23 protein-coding genes are annotated in these 20,600 nt (G+C 55.9%); 4 read left to right on the top strand and 19 right to left on the bottom strand.

Annotated elements, in window-relative coordinates; all coding sequences use genetic code 11:
* A partial coding sequence (locus ABJ99_RS20545) for a conjugal transfer nickase/helicase domain-containing protein (protein WP_195842913.1) occupies positions 1-1,001 on the top strand: 1,001 nt, incomplete at its 5' end.
* On the top strand, positions 998-2,437 hold the full coding sequence (locus ABJ99_RS20540) for a site-specific integrase (RefSeq protein WP_019335108.1): 1,440 nt from the start codon (positions 998-1,000) through the stop codon (positions 2,435-2,437). The genes ABJ99_RS20545 and ABJ99_RS20540, both read left to right, overlap by 4 nt.
* A 444-nt stretch (positions 2,438-2,881) precedes the next feature.
* On the opposite strand, the gene queC is transcribed toward ABJ99_RS20540, so the two are convergent.
* The 16 genes from queC to ABJ99_RS20460 all read right to left on the bottom strand — a co-directional run bounded on the left by queC (position 2,882) and on the right by ABJ99_RS20460 (position 16,502).
* On the bottom strand, positions 2,882-3,556 hold the full coding sequence (queC, locus tag ABJ99_RS20535; protein ID WP_054087375.1) for a 7-cyano-7-deazaguanine synthase QueC: 675 nt from the start codon (positions 3,554-3,556) through the stop codon (positions 2,882-2,884).
* Between the two features lie 16 nt (positions 3,557-3,572).
* Positions 3,573-4,220 (bottom strand): 7-carboxy-7-deazaguanine synthase QueE, encoded by a 648-nt coding sequence (gene queE / locus ABJ99_RS20530; RefSeq protein ID WP_007250215.1) that lies wholly within the window; start codon positions 4,218-4,220, stop codon positions 3,573-3,575.
* A gap of 171 nt (positions 4,221-4,391) precedes the next feature.
* The gene (gene ybgF / locus ABJ99_RS20525; protein ID WP_054087366.1) at positions 4,392-5,207 is read right to left on the bottom strand and encodes a tol-pal system protein YbgF; all 816 of its coding nucleotides are present in this window, start codon (positions 5,205-5,207) and stop codon (positions 4,392-4,394) included.
* Positions 5,208-5,213: 6 nt separating this feature from the next.
* Complete coding sequence (gene pal, locus ABJ99_RS20520) at positions 5,214-5,717, bottom strand: peptidoglycan-associated lipoprotein Pal (protein ID WP_003314369.1); 504 nt, start codon at positions 5,715-5,717, stop codon at positions 5,214-5,216.
* Positions 5,718-5,769: 52 nt separating this feature from the next.
* Positions 5,770-7,020 carry a Tol-Pal system beta propeller repeat protein TolB gene (gene tolB, locus ABJ99_RS20515; protein WP_223862785.1) on the bottom strand — a complete coding sequence of 417 codons (1,251 nt, stop codon included), beginning with the start codon at positions 7,018-7,020 and terminating at the stop codon, positions 5,770-5,772.
* A 47-nt stretch (positions 7,021-7,067) separates the two neighbouring features.
* On the bottom strand, positions 7,068-8,138 hold the full coding sequence (gene tolA / locus ABJ99_RS20510; protein WP_024672417.1) for a cell envelope integrity protein TolA: 1,071 nt from the start codon (positions 8,136-8,138) through the stop codon (positions 7,068-7,070).
* Complete coding sequence (gene tolR, locus ABJ99_RS20505; protein ID WP_002554654.1) at positions 8,138-8,602, bottom strand: protein TolR; 465 nt, start codon at positions 8,600-8,602, stop codon at positions 8,138-8,140. Before tolR ends, tolA begins: the two co-directional genes overlap by 1 nt.
* Before the next feature lie 14 nt (positions 8,603-8,616).
* A complete protein-coding gene (tolQ, locus tag ABJ99_RS20500; protein WP_054087365.1) occupies positions 8,617-9,312 on the bottom strand; it encodes a protein TolQ in 696 nt (231 codons plus the stop codon).
* Complete coding sequence (gene ybgC, locus ABJ99_RS20495) at positions 9,302-9,769, bottom strand: tol-pal system-associated acyl-CoA thioesterase (protein ID WP_054087364.1); 468 nt, start codon at positions 9,767-9,769, stop codon at positions 9,302-9,304. The genes tolQ and ybgC overlap by 11 nt, the downstream gene beginning before the upstream one ends.
* Positions 9,770-9,903: 134 nt before the next feature.
* Positions 9,904-10,965, bottom strand: a complete 1,062-nt coding sequence (ruvB, locus tag ABJ99_RS20490) for a Holliday junction branch migration DNA helicase RuvB (protein ID WP_054087363.1) — start codon at positions 10,963-10,965, stop codon at positions 9,904-9,906.
* Positions 10,966-11,574: a Holliday junction branch migration protein RuvA gene (gene ruvA / locus ABJ99_RS20485; RefSeq protein ID WP_054087362.1), complete on the bottom strand. Its 609-nt coding sequence runs from the start codon at positions 11,572-11,574 to the stop codon at positions 10,966-10,968. It lies immediately after the preceding gene.
* A gap of 106 nt (positions 11,575-11,680) precedes the next feature.
* Positions 11,681-12,205 (bottom strand): crossover junction endodeoxyribonuclease RuvC, encoded by a 525-nt coding sequence (ruvC, locus tag ABJ99_RS20480; RefSeq protein ID WP_003364732.1) that lies wholly within the window; start codon positions 12,203-12,205, stop codon positions 11,681-11,683.
* A 131-nt stretch (positions 12,206-12,336) separates the two neighbouring features.
* Positions 12,337-13,083: a YebC/PmpR family DNA-binding transcriptional regulator gene (locus ABJ99_RS20475; protein WP_054087361.1), complete on the bottom strand. Its 747-nt coding sequence runs from the start codon at positions 13,081-13,083 to the stop codon at positions 12,337-12,339.
* Positions 13,084-13,200: 117 nt separating this feature from the next.
* Positions 13,201-14,976 (bottom strand): aspartate--tRNA ligase, encoded by a 1,776-nt coding sequence (gene aspS / locus ABJ99_RS20470; RefSeq protein ID WP_054087360.1) that lies wholly within the window; start codon positions 14,974-14,976, stop codon positions 13,201-13,203.
* Positions 14,977-15,315: 339 nt separating this feature from the next.
* Positions 15,316-15,657: a ribbon-helix-helix domain-containing protein gene (locus ABJ99_RS20465; protein ID WP_054087359.1), complete on the bottom strand. Its 342-nt coding sequence runs from the start codon at positions 15,655-15,657 to the stop codon at positions 15,316-15,318.
* Positions 15,658-16,028: 371 nt separating this feature from the next.
* Positions 16,029-16,502, bottom strand: a complete 474-nt coding sequence (locus ABJ99_RS20460) for a Dps family protein (RefSeq protein WP_024644441.1) — start codon at positions 16,500-16,502, stop codon at positions 16,029-16,031.
* Positions 16,503-16,970: 468 nt separating this feature from the next.
* Between ABJ99_RS20460 and ABJ99_RS29635 the strand changes: the two genes are divergently transcribed.
* The gene (locus ABJ99_RS29635; RefSeq protein WP_054087358.1) at positions 16,971-17,579 is read left to right on the top strand and encodes a cold-shock protein; all 609 of its coding nucleotides are present in this window, start codon (positions 16,971-16,973) and stop codon (positions 17,577-17,579) included.
* Positions 17,580-17,667: 88 nt separating this feature from the next.
* Here the strand turns inward: ABJ99_RS29635 and ABJ99_RS20450 are convergent, their stop codons facing one another.
* From ABJ99_RS20450 to ABJ99_RS28415, 3 genes are all read right to left on the bottom strand, one after another.
* The gene (locus ABJ99_RS20450; RefSeq protein WP_054087357.1) at positions 17,668-17,874 is read right to left on the bottom strand and encodes a SlyX family protein; all 207 of its coding nucleotides are present in this window, start codon (positions 17,872-17,874) and stop codon (positions 17,668-17,670) included.
* Between the two features lie 2 nt (positions 17,875-17,876).
* Positions 17,877-18,302: an HIT family protein gene (locus ABJ99_RS20445; protein WP_054087374.1), complete on the bottom strand. Its 426-nt coding sequence runs from the start codon at positions 18,300-18,302 to the stop codon at positions 17,877-17,879.
* 446 nt (positions 18,303-18,748) lie between these two features.
* Positions 18,749-18,967, bottom strand: coding sequence for a hypothetical protein (locus ABJ99_RS28415; RefSeq protein WP_154864473.1), 219 nt, complete (start codon positions 18,965-18,967; stop codon positions 18,749-18,751).
* A 248-nt stretch (positions 18,968-19,215) separates the two neighbouring features.
* On the opposite strand from ABJ99_RS28415, the gene ABJ99_RS20440 reads away from it, so the two are divergent.
* Entirely contained in the window at positions 19,216-20,538 is a 1,323-nt protein-coding gene (locus ABJ99_RS20440; protein WP_054087356.1) for an OprD family porin, read from the top strand.
* Positions 20,539-20,600 lie beyond the last annotated feature (62 nt).

Here is a 20,600-nt window from a genome sequence, read left to right as displayed (position 1 = left end):
TTGAGCACATTCCGACGTCCAATGCCCCCATGTTCAACCTGCTCCAGGATCAGGCAATCATTCAGCCTAATGGAGAGGGGAAGGCGATCTGGAAAGCCAACATCGACAATGGTCGCGGCTGGAAGAACACGTTCACGGTGTTGAAGATAGCGCCGGCACTCATCTGGCCAAATGTGACGGATAGACCTGAGCCGTTTACCGGCACTCTTACACTGGAGTCTGCTGCAGCTACGGAGGAAATTGACCAAGTAAGTTCAGCGACCGAGGAACCCGTATCCGCAGTCGGCAAAAAAATCCCTGAGACTGTCGATCAGTCAGCGCAGAAACTAACGCCCAAGCAGGCGTCTGCACCGATAAAAAATTTTGATGCGCTGGATGAGCTGCTCGATCTTTTTCCCGATCCAGTACCTGCGGCTCCAACTGCACCAGTGCAAAGTAGCCCGGAGAGCACTGACGACGATCAGATCCCCTTTTCTCCTCCAACCAAACCACCTGCACGGCTTAGTCAGCCCAAGCAGGCTGAGGCTGACATCCCCGTTTTTGAGACAACTCCAGCAACAGACACTGCCAAGAACTCGACTGACTCGGCCCCGAATCATGGCACCAACTTCCTCACCTGGCTGAAGGGCGGTGTGATCTCTCACCGGATCATCATCAATGACGCCAAAGCGCGTGTACATACCGTGGACAGCACGGCGTTTCTGGTCAGTCCGGATATCTTCAAACGTTACGCGCTTGAGCATCCGGCGATTGAGCACGAGGCGAAAGAGCGCGATCTCGAAGCCTGGCAATTGGTCCAGCGATCTTTTGAGAAGCTGAAAAAACATCGGAAGACGCCCGCCGGCCTGAACATCTGGACGTGCCTGGTCAAAGGACCACGCAAAAGCAAGCAACTGCGGGGCTACCTGCTCATTGAGCCCACCGACGTTTTTAGCGAAGTGCCCTATGACAACCCGGTCATCAGCTTGGCGGACTTGGCAGATAAGGAACCATCTGAATGAACACGATGACACTGCCTGAGCTGACCCAGGAATACATCCTCACTCATGACCTGAGGCCCGACACCGTCAAGATCTACTGGGCTGCCACAAAGTCCTATGTCAGATTCTTCGGTGACCGTCTGGCAAGCGAGACGACGCACCGGGACATGCTCGACTGGCGCAGATCCGAACTGGAGAGAATCTCAAAGCGCAGTTGGAATACGTACTCCAGCCATTTGCGCACCATCTACGGCTACGCAATCGAACACGGTCTGGTAGACATGGTTGCTAACCCATTTAAAAACACGAGTGTGGTGCCACCCAAGCGCCCAAAAAAGACAGTTGCTAACGACGCTAGCGTCCGCGCTCGTAACTGGCTCAAGGTGTTGGCAGCAGAAGAACGTGCCACTGGAAAACGGACAGAAATTACTCCGGCCTGGTTCTGGCTCACCGTGTTCGAAACCTTCTACTACACGGGGCTAAGGCTCAACGCGCTGCTGTGCCTGCGTTATGCGGATGTGTACCTGGGCGACCGGCTGATCCGAGTCAGAGGTGAAACAGAGAAAACTCACCGTGAGTTCCTGATTCCGATCCCGGATGGGCTCATGGCACAGTTGGAAACCATCATGAACGCTGCTAAAGCAGTGGGTTTTCAGCCCGAAGACCAACTGTTCAACGTAAACAGATTTTCTGGTCACTACCGTCGTCAAGAGATGAACTCTAATCAGGTGGAGGCTATGTACAAAAAGCTCACCGCGATGACCGGGGTACGCATGACTCCTCACCGGTTTCGTCACACGATCGCCAGCGAGCTGATGACGCTGCCAGAGCGCAATATCTATTTGACCAAGAAACTGCTGAACCACTCGAATATCGCAACGACGATGGATTACATAGAGCCTGACTACGAGATGATGCGAGCGGTGATGAATGAGCGAGGCAAGCGACCGGCCAAGATCAGCTACCTGGCAAAAGCAGATGCGGCGCAGCGAGCTGAAAAACATTACTCTGTAGCTGCTCCAGTGAGGGACTTGACTTCGGGATCGTCGATACACGAAAGGACAGCAGTTGCCGACAGAGCATCGGGGCACGTCTTGGGCAAAACGCCCGCCCAGACCGTGCAGTTAAAGCGCAAAAAACAAAGTGCCCCTTTGAATTCGCACTCGGGTACGACAATACAGGCTGCACCAGATATCACGTCAGGAAGTCACGAGTACATACCGTCCCCCTTGAATGAAGGCGACCCTGCTGTTAGGCAACTACCGTTAGGCTGCTCCAGCCCGGAAGATCTGTTGAGAAGCTTGGGCGAACTTACCAAGTGGGTACAACACAACATTGCCGGCGGAGGAACTGGTACTGAACCAGTGATCGAGGACAGACCTGTACCAAGCCAGGATGCTCGGCATCTACGCCCTGAAATGCTGGAAATGACCGGAAGGATAGGCAGGTCATGGTGATCCAGCTGCCATAGAGACAGTTGTAAAAATACTCAATCTGCCATTATCAGCAGATGCTTCGCACTGCAGATTATTTAGTTATGAGGCCTAATGACTGCTTCAGGCGGGCCTACGCCAGCACAGCACAGCACAGCACAGCAATTTTTTCCAAAAAAAATGCCCCGATCACAAGCTTTCGCTTGGAACGGGGCGCTCTAATTTGACATCACCGCATGCTGGCGCTATCTTTCGCTCCAGACGGCTGCTTGCCTGGTTAAACGCACCAAGACGCTTGTCCGCTTTTTTGCAATGACCGACTACCTAAAAATCTAAAGATCGAACTCTGTAACAACAGTATTTGGTCGGGGTAAGGGGATTCNCTACCAACTGAGCTAACGACCCTCTGTTGCGTGGCGCGTATATTACTGATTTCTATCAGTTATTCAACACCTTTTTTAAAAAACATTAAAAATAACGAGTCGGGTCTGCCATACCGGCACTGATGAAACCCTCGGCACGCAGTCGGCAGCTGTCGCATTTGCCACACGCCCGGCCCTGATCATCAGCCTGATAACAGGAAACTGTGAGCGAATAATCGACACCCAGCGTCGCCCCCGCCTTGACGATGTCGGACTTGCTCAGGTTCTGCAACGGAGCCCTGATGGTAAAGCCCTGCCCTTCTACGCCAGCCTTGGTGGCCAGATTGGCCGTGCGCTCGAAAGACTCGACGAACTCGGGGCGGCAGTCAGGGTAGCCTGAGTAATCCACCGCATTGACGCCGATGAAGATATCGCGAGCGCCCAGCACCTCTGCCCAACCCAGCGCCAGAGACAGGAACACCGTGTTGCGCGCCGGAACGTAGGTCACCGGAATGCCTTCCGATGGCGCCTCAGGCACGGCGATGGAACTGTCGGTCAGAGCCGAGCCGCCGATGCCGTTGAGGTTCAAGCCGATCACCTTGTGCTCGACTGCACCCAGGTCGCGCGCGACGCGCGCAGCAGCATCCAGCTCGGCACGGTGACGCTGACCATAATCGAAGCTCATGGTGTAGCAGGCATAACCCTCGGCGCGAGCCATGGCAACCACTGTCGCGGAATCCAGGCCACCGGAGAGCAGAATCACCGCTCTTTTTTCAGTCATGGTCAATTCACTCATATCAGCGCCCCGGCTCGTCATCCCAAAGAATTTTATGCAATTGCATCTGCAAGCGTACCGGCAGGTTATCAGCCACGATCCAGTCAGCGAGGTCACGACCTTTAAGCTCGTGATGACTGGCCGAAAACAGAACCTCACCCGCACGACGATCAAGACCGTACTGAATCAGCTTGGAAACCGCCCAATCGTAGTCTTCGCGCGAACACAGCACGAATTTGACCTGATCGTTCGGCGTCAGTAGCTCGATATTCTCGTAGCGATTGCGTGCCACTTCTTTCGACCCAGGGGTCTTGAGGTCGACGACGCGACTGACACGAGGGTCCACTGCGGAGATGTCCAGCGCGCCACTGGTTTCCAACGACACTTCGTAGCCTGCATCACAAAGACGCTTGAGCAAAGGGATGGCATTGGGCTGGGCCAGCGGCTCGCCCCCGGTCACGCAAACGTAGCGAGGTCGGTAGGAGGCCACTTGTTCGATAATGTCGTCCAGAGCCTGAACGGTGCCGCCACTGAACGCATAAGCGCTGTCGCAATACTGACAGCGCAGGGGGCAGCCAGTCAGGCGGACGAATACGGTGGGCAAACCCGCCGTACGGGTTTCACCCTGCAACGAGTGAAATATTTCGGTGATGCGTAATGTGTCTTGCATATCAGCCACGGGCGTAACAGCTAAACAGGCCGTCCGCCTCCGTCAGGCACTTCAAAGGACACTGCAAGCGCAGAATCCGCAAAAGCGTAAGGTGTACCGGAATTTCGGGTGCGAGATTCTAACGAAAAAAGCCGCGACTGGCGCGGCTTTCTTGATTAGCGGGTCAAGCCTTCAAAGGCGCTGAAGGTCTCGTTGCGCCAATTGTGCGGCGGAAGTCCCCGGATATTGGGCCACAACCTGCTGCAATATGCCTTTGACCTTGTCAGTGTGACCAAGACGGCGCTCTACATCGGCCAGCTTATACAGCGAATCAGGCACTTTGGCATGTTTCGGGTATTGCTGACTGACTTTGGCGAATGCCTGACCGGCACCCTGGAGGTCGCCCTTGGCCAGGTTCACCTCGCCCAACCAGTATTGGGCATTGCCCGCATACGAGCTGTTCGGGTACTTGCGCAGGAAAGCGGTAAAAGCCTGACTGGCCTTGTCGAAATCCTTTGCCTTGATCAAATCGAAGGCAGCTTCGTAATAAAGCTTCTCCTTCGCCGGATCAGGAGGCTCGGTGCCTGCTGCCGGTGCCTGAGCCGCTGATGCGGAAGGCGCCCCACTGGCGTCGATTGCGCCACCAGAAGGTTGAGAATTATTGGTAGCCGGAGCGGCAGCGCCACTGGCTATACGTTGATCGAGTTCCTGATAACGCTCCAGAGCTTCCTGCTTCATGCGCTGGATATCATTTTGCTGGACCTCGACAACACCGCGCAAACGCGCGATTTCTTCTTGCATCTGCTGCAGTTGCATGAACAGCTGACCTTGTGCCGAGGCAGGGGCCGTAACCCCTCCCCCGGCATAGGCGCCGGACGTGCCATAACCCGCTGGCGGATAACTGCTGCTGCCAGAGCCAGAATTGTTATCGACCACAGGTGCCGCACCCAACGCAGAAAGCGGAAGGGCGAGGGCCAAAACGGTTAGAGCACGTCGGCACGTTCGCATGTCAAATTACTTACGCAGTTCGACGCGACGGTTTTGAGCCCAGGACTGCTCGTCGTTGCCGGTAGCAACTGGACGCTCTTCGCCGTAGGAAACCAGTTCCAGCTGAGCTGGGGAAACACCTTGCAGAACCAGGTAGCGTTGAACGGCTTTCGCACGACGCTCGCCCAGTGCCATGTTGTACTCGCGAGTACCACGTTCGTCGGTGTTGCCTTCCAGAACAACGCGAGCGCCGTTAGCTTTCAGGTCTTTGGCGTGCACGTCCAGGGAGCGCATGGCTTCTGGCTTCAGGTCCGAACTGTCGTATTCGAAGTAGAAGGTGGTGATTGCGCGCAGAGCAGCTTCTTCGCTCAGGGAGCCGTCAACAGCACCCGAGTTGGCGCCGTAACCAGCGTTAGGATCAACAGCAGCACCGCCTGCACCGGCATTGTCGCCGCCTTTGGACGAGCAACCTACAGCTACAGCCATGGCCAGAGCCAGCGCAGCAAATTTACCAAACTTCAGCATTTCCATCTTGAAACTCCTAATGAACCCCAGTGTGTTAAGCAAATCGTGTAGCGCCGCGTCAGTTCAGGTAAGGGGACCAGGAAGGTTCTCTGACTTCGCCTTGAGCGGTAGGAAGCGGGAGCCTTACGCGTCCATTGATGGACACGAGCATCAAGACTCCCCGGCCCTGCTGGCGGGTGGCGTAGATTACCATGGTGCCGTTGGGCGCAACAGTAGGCGACTCATCTAGGTTGCTATCTGTGAGGATTTTTACGCTACCGCGGGCCAAATCCTGCACTGCGACCTTGAAATTCGTGAAGCCGTCCTGCCGGTGAATCATTACCAGCGTCTTTTCATCGGCTGACAATTTCGGATTGGCGTTGTAGTTACCCACGAACGTGACACGTTCGGCACCGCCGCCATTGATATTCGTCTTGTAGATTTGTGGCTTGCCGCCACGGTCCGACGTGAAGTATAGCGTAGACCCGTCCTTGCCGAAGAAAGGTTCGGTATCAATCGAAGAATCATTGGTGACACGGCTCAGCTGACGCGAAGCCAGGTTCATCACGTAGATTTCCGGGTTGCCGTCCTTGGACAGCACGAAGGCGAGCTTGCTGCCATCCGGGGACCACGCAGGTGCGCCGTTCAGGCCTTCGAAGTTGGTGATCTGCTCACGACGACCGGTATCGATATGCTGAACGAAGATGCGTGGGCGTCTCTGTTCAAACGATACGTAAGCGATACGCTTGCCATCCGGTGCGAAACGTGGCGACAGAATCGGCTCACGCGATTGCAACAGAGTAACTGCCCGGGCACCGTCGTAATCCGAACGCTGCAGGGTGTAACGCGTATTGCTCTCCGAGAAACGTTCGGCGGTCACGTACAGCATACGGGTAGAGAACGCGCCCTTGATGCCGGTGAGTTTCTCGAACGACTGATCGGCGATGTAATGCGCCATGTCACGCAGCTGATCATTGGTGCCCGACACGTTGCCGGTCAGTACCTGCTGCTCGGTGGCAACGTTGAACAATGCGTATTGAATCTGCAGACGTCCGCCGGCAGGCGTGATGTTGCCGACCATGACGTATTGGGCACCCAACGCTTTCCAGTCACGGAAAATGACTTCGCTGGCCTGGGTCGGCAAGCTGATCATGTTCTGCTTTGGAATCGGCGCGTAATAGCCAGAGTTGCGCAGGTCGTTGCTCACGATCTCCGCCATGTCTTCCGGCAATACGCTGCCGCCCTGCCAACCGAATGGCACAACAGCGATTGGCGCGGCGCGGTCACTGCCGCTGGTGACCAGAATGTTCTTCTCTTCTGCCGCGACCATTCCGGACGCGAAACAGAGAACGACCAGCAGTCCTCGAAAAAGGTTGATCACAAGGCTAGATCTCCAGGTGTGAATGTCATCTTGAATGAACGATAGGGAGCGAAGTCAGCCGGCTTCAGACCCTGCATTTCTGTCAAACGTCCAATGTTCTTCACCGCTGCAACCGCAGAGCTGTCGAACGGCCCGTCGCCACTGGACTTGGCAATCGATACAGAGGCAATGGTGCCGTCGGGCAACATCCCGATCTGCAACGTTACCGACATGTTGTTACGCGCCGATGGGGGACGACTCCAGCCTTCGGATGCTCGAACACGAATCAGGTCATCGAAACTGCCAGCCGTCTCGTCGCCCCGCTCGTCTGCCAGAGCCTGCTGCCGCTCCGGTTTGTCGGAGAGCAGATCGGCCAGTGCTTGCGCCTTCTTGTCTTCGGCGGACTTGCGAGCTGCTTCCTGCGCCTTCTTGGCGGAATCGGCAGCGGCTTTTTTCTTGGCGTCCTCGGCAGCCTTTTTCTTGGCGTCTTCTGCGGCCTTCTTCTTGGCCTCATCAGCAGCCTGTTTCTTGGCTTCCTCGGCAGCAGCTTTTTTGGCGTCTTCCTCGGCTTTTTTCTTCGCCTCGTCTTCGGCCTTCTTCTTGGCTATGTCAGCCAATTGTTTCTCTTCAACCTTCTTGGCGTCAGCGACCTTCTTGGCCTCGTCGGCTTTCTTGGCATCGTCAGCCTTTTTGGCCTCTTCTGCTTTCTGCTCGGACTTTTTGGCTTCGTCGGCGGCCTTCTGCTCTTCGGCTTTTTGAGCCGACTCTTCTTTCTTTTGTTCCGCAGCTTTTACAGCTTCCTGTTTGAGCTGCTCGATTTTTTTCTGCTCCAGCTGTTCGACTTCAGTCTGTCGCGCAGCAGTTTTCTTCGCCTCACCGGCAATCTTCTGGTTGGTCTGGGTTGTGGCCTGGCTCTTGGACTTGAGCTGGTAGAGCGTTGCCTGAACGATAGGCTTGGCTTCGGGCAAATCCGGAGTCATGGCAAAGCTGACGAACAGCATGCCGAAAATCAGGATGTGCAATGCCACGGCCCAGACACTGGGCCAGAAGTAGCTTTCCGAGGCGGACGGCTCTCGAATCGGCTGCATCAGGGTGCCTCGGTAATCAAGCCAACATTCCCGACCCCGGCTTTCTGCAGCCCACCCATCGTGCCCATGACCGAACCGTAATCGACGGTCTTGTCACCACGAATGAAAACCTGCGTCTGCTTGCCTGCATCACGACCGGCAGCGACGATCTTGGTCACCGCCGCAGTCAATTGCGGCAGGGTCATTGCCTTGTCCATCTGCTTGTCGGTATCGACTTCGCTGCCAAGATTCCAGTAATAGGTCTTGTCAGCCTTGATCGAAATGGTCAGGACCTGATTGTTGTTGTCCTGCGGCAAAGCCTCGCTGGAGACCTTGGGCAAGTCGACCTTCACGCCCTGGTTGATCATGGGAGCCGTGACCATGAAAATCACGAGCAACACCAGCATCACGTCGATGTAGGGCACTACGTTCATTTCGGCAACCGGCTTGCGTTTCCTGCGACGATCTCGAGCGATTAAAGCCATGGGGAATTACCTGCTCACTCTTCGCTGGTGTGCACTTTACGGTGCAGGATGGCCTGGAACTCGTCAGCAAACGTGTAGTAACGGCTGATCAAGGTCTCACTGCGCGCGGCGAAACGGTTGTAGGCAATAACGGCCGGGATAGCTGCGAACAGGCCGATAGCCGTTGCAATCAGTGCCTCGGCGATACCCGGCGCAACAGTAGCCAGTGTCGCTTGCTGGGCAGTTGCGAGGCCGCGGAAGGAATTCATGATCCCCCACACAGTACCGAACAGACCGACATACGGGCTGGTAGAACCGACGGTTGCCAGGTAAGACAGGCCGGCTTCGAGCTTCTCTTCCTCACGAGAAATGGCAACACGCATGGCGCGCGCCACACCTTCCATGACGGCATCAGGATCGACGCCGGACTGCTGACGCAGACGGGAGAATTCCTTGAAACCGGCACGGAAGATCTGCTCGACGCCCGAGTCCGGATCAGGATTGCTGCCTGCCTGACGGTACAGTTTCGACAGGTCGATACCGGACCAGAAGCGCTCTTCAAAGCTGTCCAGTGCACGCCGACCTGCACGCAGCATGTTGCTGCGCTGAAAAATCACGATCCACGAGGTGACCGAAGCGGCCACCAGAATCAGCATCACCAACTGAACAACAATGCTGGCATTGCTGACCAAACTCCACATGGAGGAATGGTCGACGACGTTAGCTTCCACGCTTTATCTCCTGCTCTGAATGTATGCCCGCGCCGCTCTGGTCGGCAAAGGCCGCTCGCAAAGCTTCGGGAATGGCCCGGGGTTTAAAACTATCGGCGCGTACACACGCCACCAGGAACTGCCCTTCGCAGAGCAGCGTTGCATCTGACGCCCGCCTGATCTGCTGTGCAAAACGCAGGCTGACGCGGTTCAATTCGGTTACTTCTGCACTGACAACCAGCTCGTCATCCAGCCGCGCCGGCTTGTGATAACGCGCCTCACTGGAGTGCACGACAAATAAAAGGTTTTCCTGCGCCAGTTCGGACTGGGCAAACCCCAGATCCCGTAGCCGCTCGGTACGAGCCCGCTCCATGAATTTCAGATAATTGACGTAGTAGACGATGCCGCCAGCATCGGTGTCCTCGTAATAAACGCGACAGCGATGTGCAAACGACTGAACCCCGTTTTGCGCGCGCATACTCTAGTGCTTACTCCTCAGGTTGCCAATCGGGTCAGGCAACTGTTTTTCAACGTATTGCCACTTGTTTACCGGTATCGGCCGCAAGACTGGCATTGTGACCACGCCAGACAGGAATAAATTGCAAACCATTGCTATAAATCCGCAGGATCATCGGCAAAATCATCCGCGACAGGCATCTCGCCCATTCTTGCGGGAATGTTCAGCCCGAAATGCAGATACGCATGACGGGTGACCACACGCCCGCGAGGCGTGCGCATGATATAGCCTTGCTGGATCAAATAGGGCTCCAGCACGTCTTCAATTGTGTGACGCTCTTCGCTGATGGCCGCCGCCAGGCTGTCGACACCCACAGGGCCTCCATCGAACTTCTCGATCATGGTCAGCAGCAGACGTCGATCCTGATGATCGAAGCCATGCTCATCGACATCCAGCAGGTTCAACGCCTTGTCAGCCGTCTGCCGGGTAATCTGACCATTGCCACGCACTTCAGCGAAATCCCGCACGCGGCGCAACAAACGATTGGCAATTCGTGGCGTGCCACGCGCACGCCGGGCAATCTCGAAAGCGCCTTTGGGCTCGATGACCAGACCGAGAATACCTGCCGAACGCGAGACGATGGTCGACAGATCAGCGATGTTGTAGAACTCGAGACGCTGCACGATGCCGAATCGGTCACGCAACGGATTGGTCAACATGCCGGCACGAGTGGTCGCGCCCACCAGCGTGAATGGCGGCAGATCGAGCTTGATCGAGCGCGCTGCGGGACCTTCACCGATCATGATGTCGAGCTGAAAGTCTTCCATGGCCGGATACAGAACTTCTTCGACGATCGGTGAAAGTCTGTGAATTTCGTCGATGAACAGCACATCGTTGGGTTCAAGATTGGTCAGGATGGCAGCCAGATCTCCGGGCCGCTCGAGCACCGGGCCCGAGGTGCTTTTGATCGACACGCCCATTTCCTGAGCGATGATGTTGGCCAGCGTGGTCTTGCCCAGGCCGGGCGGACCGAAGATCAGCGTATGGTCCAGCGCCTCGCTACGGCCACGTGCAGCCTGAATGAACAACTCCATCTGTTCGCGCACGGTCGGCTGGCCGATGTAGTCCGCCAGGCTCAGCGGGCGAATGGCGCGATCCATTTGCTCATCGCGATCACGGCCACCAACGGCGGTTATCAGGCGGTCGGCATCTATCACTTAACCCATCCCCTTCAACGCACGACGAATCAGATCTGCACTGCTCAAGTCTTTTTCCTTGATGGCGGAGACCGCCTTGCTGGCCTCCTGAGGTTTGTAGCCCAACGAAATCAGCGCACTGACCGCGTCGGACTCGGCCGACGCCACAGGCTCTGCGTGATTCGGACCATTGGAAACCAATGTAAAAGTGCCTGGCAAGCTCTCCCAGGCCTTGAAACGGTCTTTGAGCTCGACCAGCAGCCGCTCGGCGGTCTTCTTGCCAACACCGGGAATGCGGGTCAGCGCTGAAGTATCCTGCGCCTGAACACAACGCACCAGCTCATCGACTTCCAGGCCGGACATCAGCGCCAGCGCCAGCTTGGGCCCGACACCGTTCAAGCGGATCAGCTCGCGAAACAGCTCGCGCTCGCGTTTTTCATAAAAGCCATATAGCAGATGCGCATCTTCGCGGACCACCAGATGGGTATGCAACGTCACAGGCTCGCCAACATGCGGCAGCCGGTAAAGCGTCGTCATCGGCACTTCCAGCTCATAGCCGACACCATTAACGTCCAAAACCAGATGCGGAGGCTGTTTTTCAGCCAGAAAACCGCGTAAACGTCCAATCACGTTGTAAATCCTTTCGTGTTGCCAGTCGCTTGCGCAAAGAAGTGGGATACAGACATCACAACAGCCAACCGACCTGCAAGTAAAAATATGCGTAAAAGTGATGCCATCAGAGACGCAACCGTCCGCCACGACTGCGCGCTGTACCTAGCCCGTGCGGAATCAGGCTGGAGCGTGTGTGCGCGTGACACAGTGCAATGGCCAGCGCATCGGACGCGTCGATCTGTGGCTTTTGAGTCAATTTGAGCAAGTGCATCACCATCATCATGACCTGCTCTTTGTTGGCACCGCCGGTTCCTGCGACAGCCTGCTTGACCTGAGTTGCCGTGTACTCGGCGATCTCCAGCGCCTCCTCGGCACCGGCCACGATGGCCGCCCCCCTTGCCTGCCCCAGCTTCAAGGCAGAATCGGCGTTGCGCGCCATGAACACCTTTTCGATACCCATGGTGACGGGACCGTAGGTCTTGATGACCTCTCTGACACCACGATAGACAATCTGCAGACGCTCATGCAGCTCGCCGCTACCGGTGCGAATACACCCCGAGGCCACGTAAACGCAGCCACGCCCGGTGTCACGCACCACGCCATAGCCGGTAATTCGTGAACCGGGGTCGATACCAAGAATAAGAGTCATAACGCCTGCAGCTTGAGGAGATCATGCAAAAACGATGTATGCAGCATAAAGGCAGAAGCCGGAGGCCGATAGCTGCGTGATGACCACGGCCTCGTTCCTCCGGCTTCTGACACGATACTGCCTGTCGGCTGTCAGCCCAGTTGCTCCATGACTTCGTCAGGGATTTCTGCGTTCGAATAGACGTTCTGCACGTCATCCAGGTCTTCGAGCATGTCGATCAGCTTGAGCACCTTTTCAGCGGTTTCCAGATCGAGCACAGCGCTGGTCGTCGGCAACATGACGATTTCCGCATCTGCGGCCTTGAAGCCCGCGGTTTCCAGCGCGTTACGCACCGCATAGAACCCGGAGAACGACGTAAACACATCAATCGAGCCGTCTTCGTTGGTCACGACGTCGTCGGCATCGGCTTCCATGGCGGCTTCGATCAACGCATCTTCGTCGACACCTGCGGCAAAGGAAATCTGCCCCTTGCGATCGAACAGATAGGCAACCGAGCCATCAGTGCCAAGATTGCCACCACACTTGGTGAACGCATGACGGACCGCTGCGGCGGTACGGTTGCGGTTGTCCGTCATGGTTTCAACCATGATTGCCACGCCGCCAGGGCCATAACCTTCGTAACCCAGCTCTTCGACGTCATCGCCGTCGGACGCACCCACGCCACGCGCCACTGCGCGATCGATGGTATCGCGGGTCATGTTGGCGCCCAATGCCTTGTCCAGCGCCAGTCGCAGACGCGGGTTAGAACCCGGATCGCCACCGCCCTGACGGGCAGCAACAGTCAGCTCACGAATCCACTTGGTGAAAATCTTGCCTTTTTTGGCATCCTGACGCTCTTTGCGGTGCTTGATGTTCGCCCACTTAGAATGACCTGCCATTTTTCGCTCCGGATTCTTTTGAAACACTTTCACCTTTCGCCGATGACCAGCATGGCAAAAAGCCTCACTCAATAAGGGATAAATGCAGGGCGTATCACTGACACGCCCTGCCCGACATCACTCGGCCTTTGGCTGCTCGCGCAGACGGATGTGCAATTCACGCAAAGCCTTGGCATCGACAACACCAGGCGCCTGGGTCATGACATCGGCCGCGCTCTGGGTTTTCGGGAACGCAATCACTTCACGGATCGACTGCGCGCCGGTCATCAGCATGACCAGACGGTCGAGACCGAATGCCAGGCCACCGTGCGGCGGTGCACCGTACTTCAAGGCATCGAGCAGGAAGCCGAACTTCTCCTGCTGCTCGTCTTCGGCGATGCCCAGCAGACGGAATACCGCCTGTTGCATTTCCTTGCGGTGGATACGGATCGAACCGCCACCCAGCTCGGTGCCGTTGAGCACCATGTCGTAGGCACGGGAAAGCGCCGTTGCCGGGTTGGCCTCCAGCTCTTCAGGCGTGCACTTGGGTGCGGTGAAGGGGTGGTGCAACGCGGTGAAGCTGCCGTCGTCGTTCTCTTCGAACATCGGGAAGTCGACGACCCACATCGGAGCCCATTCGCACGTGTGCAGTTTGAGGTCGTTACCGATTTTGATACGCAGCGCGCCGAGGGCCTCGCTGACGATCTTGAACTTGTCGGCGCCGAAGAACACGATATCGCCGTCGACGGCACCCACGCGGTCGAGAATGACGTTGAGGTTTTCTTCAGGGATGAACTTGACGATCGGCGACTGCAAGCCTTCCGGCCCTTTCGCACGCTCGTTGACCTTGATATAGGCCAGGCCTTTGGCGCCGTAGATGCTGACGAACCTGGTGTAGTCGTCGATCTGGCTGCGCGCCATGCTCGCAGCGCCCGGCACACGGAGCGCGGCAACACGCCCTTTCGGATCGTTGGCCGGGCCGCTGAACACCTTGAATTCGACGCCAGTGAGCTGATCGGCGACGTCGACCAGTTCCAGCGGGTTGCGCAGGTCTGGCTTGTCGGAGCCGTAGCGGCGCATGGCCTCTTCGAAGGTCATGTGCGGGAATTCGTCGAACTCCAGGTCCAGGACTTCCTTGAACAACTGACGAACCATCTTCTCGGTCAGGCCGATGATGTCTTCTTCGTTGAGGAAGCTGGTCTCGATGTCGATCTGGGTGAATTCCGGCTGGCGGTCGGCACGCAGGTCTTCATCGCGGAAGCACTTGGCGATCTGATAGTAACGGTCGAAGCCGGCCACCATCAGCAGTTGCTTGAACAACTGCGGCGATTGCGGCAGTGCGAAGAAACTGCCCGGGTGTGTGCGGCTAGGGACCAGATAGTCACGAGCGCCTTCCGGTGTGGCACGGGTCAGGATCGGCGTCTCGACATCAAGGAAGCCGTTGTCATCCAGGTAGCGACGGATGCTGGTCGTGATGCGCGAGCGCAGACGCAGCTTTTCAGCCATTTCCGGACGACGCAGGTCGATGAAGCGATAGCGCAGACGGGTTTCTTCGCCTACGTCGGAATATTCGTTCAGCGGGAACGGCGGGGTCTCGGACTCGTTCAGGACTTCGAGTTCATAACCCAGAACTTCGATGGCGCCTGACGCCATATTGGCGTTCACAGCACCAGCAGGACGGGCACGGACCTTGCCGACGACCTTGACGACGTACTCGCTACGAACACGGTCAGCCGCAGCAAAGCTGTCTGCGCGATCAGGGTCGAACACTACCTGAGCCATGCCTTCACGGTCACGGATATCGAGGAAAATCACGCCCCCGTGGTCACGACGACGGTGGACCCATCCGCAAAGGGTAATTTCCTGGCCTTCCAGACTCTCGTTCAGTTGGCCGCAATAATGGCTGCGCATCATGATGGTGTTTTCACTTCTCGTAATTCGAAATTCGGTGGGGGGTTTCGCTCCTGGCTTGCGCCCGGCAGTGCAAGGCATTGGCAAGAAGCCAAGGCCAGCCTTGGCTCGCGCAGCGTCACGCCCTTCAGCAAGACGGGAGATTATATAGAGTAAATTGACACCGTGCAGCCGAGAGAACCTATCCGGCCCGGATAAGTTCGCCACTGACCTGCATCAAAGCGATCAGCTTGCGGGCAAAAAACCGCAGGCACGCCAGGGTCTGTTCACGTTTCATCGCGCGCCGCGTTGAAACGGGAAAAGCCTCCAGGGCATGCCTGCCTGAATGAGATAGGCAAGGACCTAGGCGTGGACAATACCCACCGGGTCAGCCTTGAGCAAATGCGCGACACAGACCACACGAATCAGACCACTGAAGTTCTTCACCCCGCCATAGCGCAGGTGGACCTCTCTGTCTATATGGGACAGCACGGTATTAACGGAGCACTCATTGGAGCTCGCTATACCGGAAAGAATATTCCAGTACACTTTTTCCAGACGCAGGCACGTGGCCAGGCCATTTAGCCTGACCGATTTGGAATGAGGCTCCGCCAGCATCATATTGAAATCTTCGACAAAGGGATCGTGGCGTATTTCCACCTCCCGACTTAAGGCTCTCACCTCATGATCAATGTCTCGAACCATCACAGTAGCCACCCTTGAATTAATGAATTTAAGATCCACAAAAGAAATATTCAAAAACAAATAAATACGCTATCTATAAAACCGTATCCGGGATCTTATATCCAGCAGGGCGCGCACCTTGACACTGTAGGATATGGCTACAGAACTGAGCGGAATAGAGTTTCTTATTGAAGAGATAGTGGATATCAGCGCCAGGGAATTACTGTACAGCGGACCATTCAGCGACTAAAGCAGAAAGCGGTATGCAACCTGACTGAGGTGCACCTGAAGCCAGCGGCGCCAACCGACAGCCTGGCAAGGCCTGCGCACGGGCGGGCAACGCGGACACCTGAAAACAGGCGAGCGACCGTTGCGGTCACTCGCCCTGAACGTTACTTGGACTCGAGCATCGAACGCAGCATCCAGGCTGTTTTTTCATGCACCTGCATGCGTTGCGTCAACAGGTCGGCGGTCGGCTCATCACTAACCTTATCAAGAAGAGGAAAGATACTACGAGCAGTGCGGACTACGGCCTCTTGACCCTGAACCAGACTTCTGATCATATCTTCAGCGCTGGGCACACCCTCTTCTTCCTTGATGGAAGACAGGCGAGCATAGGTCGAATAAGTACCCGGGGCCGGAAAGCCCAACGCACGGATACGTTCGGCAATAGAGTCGACTGCAAGTGCCAGCTCGTTGTATTGCTCTTCAAACATCAGATGCAGTGTGCGAAACATTGGCCCACTGACGTTCCAGTGAAAGTTATGAGTCTTGAGGTAAAGCACATAAGTATCCGAGAGCAGATGCGAAAGACCGTCCACGATCGATTTGCGATCTTCTTCACTGATACCGATATCGATTGCCATGTTTCATGCCCTTTTGGTGAGGATTGAAAATTACTGACGACCCCTACTCTATCAAGAGAACCGCAACCGCGCAGCTTTCCGTCGCGCCAGGCTACAGGCGGGTACTGCCGGATGAAAATCTGGCAGCGCAATGGCCCGACCTGGGCGCACCCCACCTGGATGCACATTCCGCGCACCTCGTGAGGAAAACCCCGATCCATGGCTGGAGTGCTCTGGCGCGGCGGCTACAGAGTCAGCGTCGATAAAGTGAACGCTGACAGCAGCGAAACACTCCGGTCGTCATCAATTGCTGATTTGAGTAGCATCAGGCTTTGCTGTTAAATACACGCCGTGTCGCCAATGAGTTGCCATCCAGCGTTGGCGCATAGGCTGGCCAAACGTTCGTGCATCACGCCTCCTCTTGTTCTGAAGCGTACCGGGCGTTACCCGCTATTTCTTGTAATCCTTCTTGCATGTGAGCTTTTTAAAATGTTGAAAATCGTCCATTTGGTAACGGGAGCGGCGGCCTTGCTGCTTTCTTTCATACCTAGCCTGCGCAGTGAAACCCTGTCTCCCTACCTGCAACAGCCCGATGCACTTGGTCTGGCTTTTTTCGGGTTGCTCAACCTGGTACTCGCTCCGGTGATTCCCTACTGGAACCGAGGCCCACGGCATAATCTGCAAAATCTGGTCAGCGCTCTACTCGTCATTGCTGTCGTCATACAAACCCTGGTGTTGCTCGTTCCACTGCCATTCATCGCAGGCCAGCCGGCCATTATGGTGAGCCTGATTATTGCGGTTGTGGCCGTTGCATTGCACCTCGCAGTCAGTTTTTACAGGTCTTACTCACCAGCACCTGCTACTCAAAGCCATGACATGGGCAATCGCGATACAGGCACCGTGAAGTGGTTCAACACGTCCAAAGGCTTCGGCTTTATTTCCCGGGATTCGGGCGACGATATTTTTGTGCATTTTCGTGCCATTCGCGGTGAAGGTCATCGTGTACTGGTCGAAGGCCAGCGTGTCGAATTCTCCGTGATGAACCGAGACAAAGGCCTGCAGGCCGAAGACGTCATTGCAGCGCTGCCGCGCCGCTGATTCGTCTGAGGCACATTCGCCGTTGGAACCAGCCGATATAAAAAAATCGCGACGCCCTCACGGACGTCGCGATTTTTTTTGGGCCAGATCAATAGTGAGGTGGCGGTGCCTCTTCTTCGAATGTTTCAAACTGACTGCCCATCTCCTCTTGACGCTTGAGCATCGCAGTCATTTGCAATTGCAGATGGTCCAGCTCACGACGTTGCGTCACCAGCACATCATTGAGTGCCTGAATGGTGTCATCCTGAAACGCCATGCGGCTTTCCAGCTCCATGACTCGCTCATCAAGGTTCATGATCATTCCTCCTCGAATCGAAAATCAGTAGTCAACAATGGCTTGAGCTGCCGCCGGATTTCGGCGAACTGCTCATCAGTATAGGCAAGCGCAGGATGCTTGCCCCACACCGGCGCGGGCCAGGCGACATCCGAGCGCTTGCGCACGATGACATGCATATGCAGTTGGCTGACCACGTTACCCAATGCCGCGACGTTGAGTTTATCCGCGGCAAACGCCTCTTTCAGCACCCTCGACAGCTCGGTTGTCTCTTGCCACAGCTTCAGCTGATCAGCATCCTCAAGCTGAAAGATTTCACTGATATCGGCGCGACGCGGCACCAGGATGAACCATGGATAATTCGCATCGTTGGACAGCAGCAGCCGGCACAGCGGGAAGTCGCCAATCGGCAGGGTGTCTTGTTGAAGACGTGAATCCAGAACGAACACGATAAATAGCTCCTGATTCCAAATGAATGTCGGCCAGCCCACCATTGGCGGGCCGTAGCGCAACACTTGAAGGATACGCGTGATCAAAGGCCGCTTCACCCCCAAACCGTTCCGCGCACCAGCATGCAGCCGGACCGACTGCAAACGCACCGACTTGACGCCAGATTGTGCAATCGCGGAGCCGCAAAAAATGCGCTGGCAGATAGCCCATCCGGGAAAAGATGGCTCAAGTACATGAAAATGAAACAACCCGATGCTCACCATAGGCCAGCGCGCACGCAATGCTCCAGGTTCAGGCATTCGCGGCGCAGGTTGCACCAAAACAACACACTGATGTTGCGACAGCAACACTGCGGGTTCGTTTTTTACACACTGGATGCGGCTACGGGTAACGCTTTTGAAAAAAAGCCTTGAGCTTGGCGGAACGTACCCCTACGCTGGCTGGATTACGCAAATTGAATAAAATCTCTAAAAAACAAAAGCTTGCGAACAAAACTCGATGCTGATTCTGATTTTTCACAAATTTTTTTCATTTTCAGGACCTTTGTGCACGCTTGTTGCTTTATTACCCATATGATCACGATGCCTCTGGCGGAAAACAGCGGCGGCAGGATCAAGGGAAAACGTCTCGCGACCCCGGGGAAAGTTTCTGGCAGGCTGCGCACGGACCGATCCGGTCAGGCGCATACGGTCGATACAGAAGCCTGGAAAGCCTGAGTGCAACGTTACTGCTGCATCATGGACGGTTCGCCACGAGTAACACCGTAAAGATTCTGAAAGGATAGAGCGGTACCTATCGCAAGCAAAGTCAGCGTAATGTAGATTTCGCGGACCAAAAAATAGAAAGAGCCGCCCAGATAAAAAACCAGGTGGGACGGCAAAAAATCTTCTAAAAACCAAAGGAGCAATCACGATGAGAGTGATGAAGTGGAGCGCAATCGCACTGGCCGTTACTGCAGCCAGCGCCCAACTGGCAACAGCGGCACCTTTCGTCAGCGATCAGGCTGATGCCAAAGGCTTTGTTGAAGGCAGCACCTTTGACCTGAAATTGCGCAACTATTACTACAACCGCGACAAGAAAGATGGCGCTGTTGATGATCGCGACTGGACCCAGGGTATCTGGGCCAATTTCAGCAGCGGTTACACTCAAGGCACCGTCGGCGTCGGTGTTGAAGCTTTCGGTTACGGCGGTGTGAAACTCTGGGGTCCTGACAAATATTCGGGCTCTGGCAACCTTGTCACCGACTCGAGCGGCGACAACGAAAACACTCAAGGCAAACTGGGCGGCGCAGTCAAGTTCCGCGTTTCGAAAACCGAACTGAAAGTCGGCGACATGCAGCCCACCAGCCCGGTCTTCGCCGTTGGCGGTTCGCGTCTGCTGCCTCAGACAGCCAGTGGTCTGAGCCTGCAAAGCAGCGAAATTACCGGCCTCGATGTTGAAGCCGGTCATTTCTACTCGGGCACCAGCCAGGATGACACCAGCCACAGCGGTGGCATCTTTGCAACTTATGCTGGCGTAGAAGCCAAAACCGCTGATTTCGCAGGCGGCAAATACGCTATCAACGACAGCCTGGGCGTTGCATTCTATGCCGCCAAGCTCGAAGACATCTGGGATCAATACTACGGTAACGTGAACTACGCATTGCCGCTGGGCAACGACCAGTCTCTGGCATTCGATGCGAACATCTACCGCACCGTTGATGAAGGCAGCGCCAAAGCCGGCTCGATCAGCAACACCGCGTTCTCGGGTTCCGCAGCCTATTCGTTCCTCGCTGCACATACCGTGACCCTGGCGTTCCAGAAGATCAACGGCGACACCCCGTTTGACTACATCGGTATCGGTGACAACAACCGCGGTGGCGACTCGATCTTCCTGAACAACTCGATCCAGTACTCCGACTTCAACGGTCCGGGCGAGAAATCCTGGCAAGTTCGTTACGACCTGAACATGACGCCTTATGGTATTCCTGGTCTGAGCTTCATGACCCGCTACATCAAGGGTACTGACATCGACGGCACCAACACTCCGGTCAATAGTGCTTATGCTGGCCTGTACGGTGCTGATGGTGAACACCACGAGACCAACCTTGAAGCCAAGTACGTTGTGCAAAACGGCCCGGCCAAGGACTTGTCCTTCCGCGCTCGTCAAGCATGGCACCGCGCCAATGCCGACGAGGGCGAAGGCGACGTCAACGAGTTCCGTCTGATCGTCGATTACCCGATTTCGATCCTGTAATCGCAACTCAGTACTCGTTAATAGAAGAAGCCCGGCACACGCCGGGCTTTTTCATTCAAGCC

It is taken from the genome of Pseudomonas syringae pv. cilantro, from assembly GCF_001293775.1.
Classification (GTDB): Bacteria; Pseudomonadota; Gammaproteobacteria; order Pseudomonadales; family Pseudomonadaceae; genus Aquipseudomonas; species Aquipseudomonas syringae_P.
Note: the sequence above shows the minus strand (reverse complement) of the source record. Positions and strands in the feature narration are given on the sequence as shown.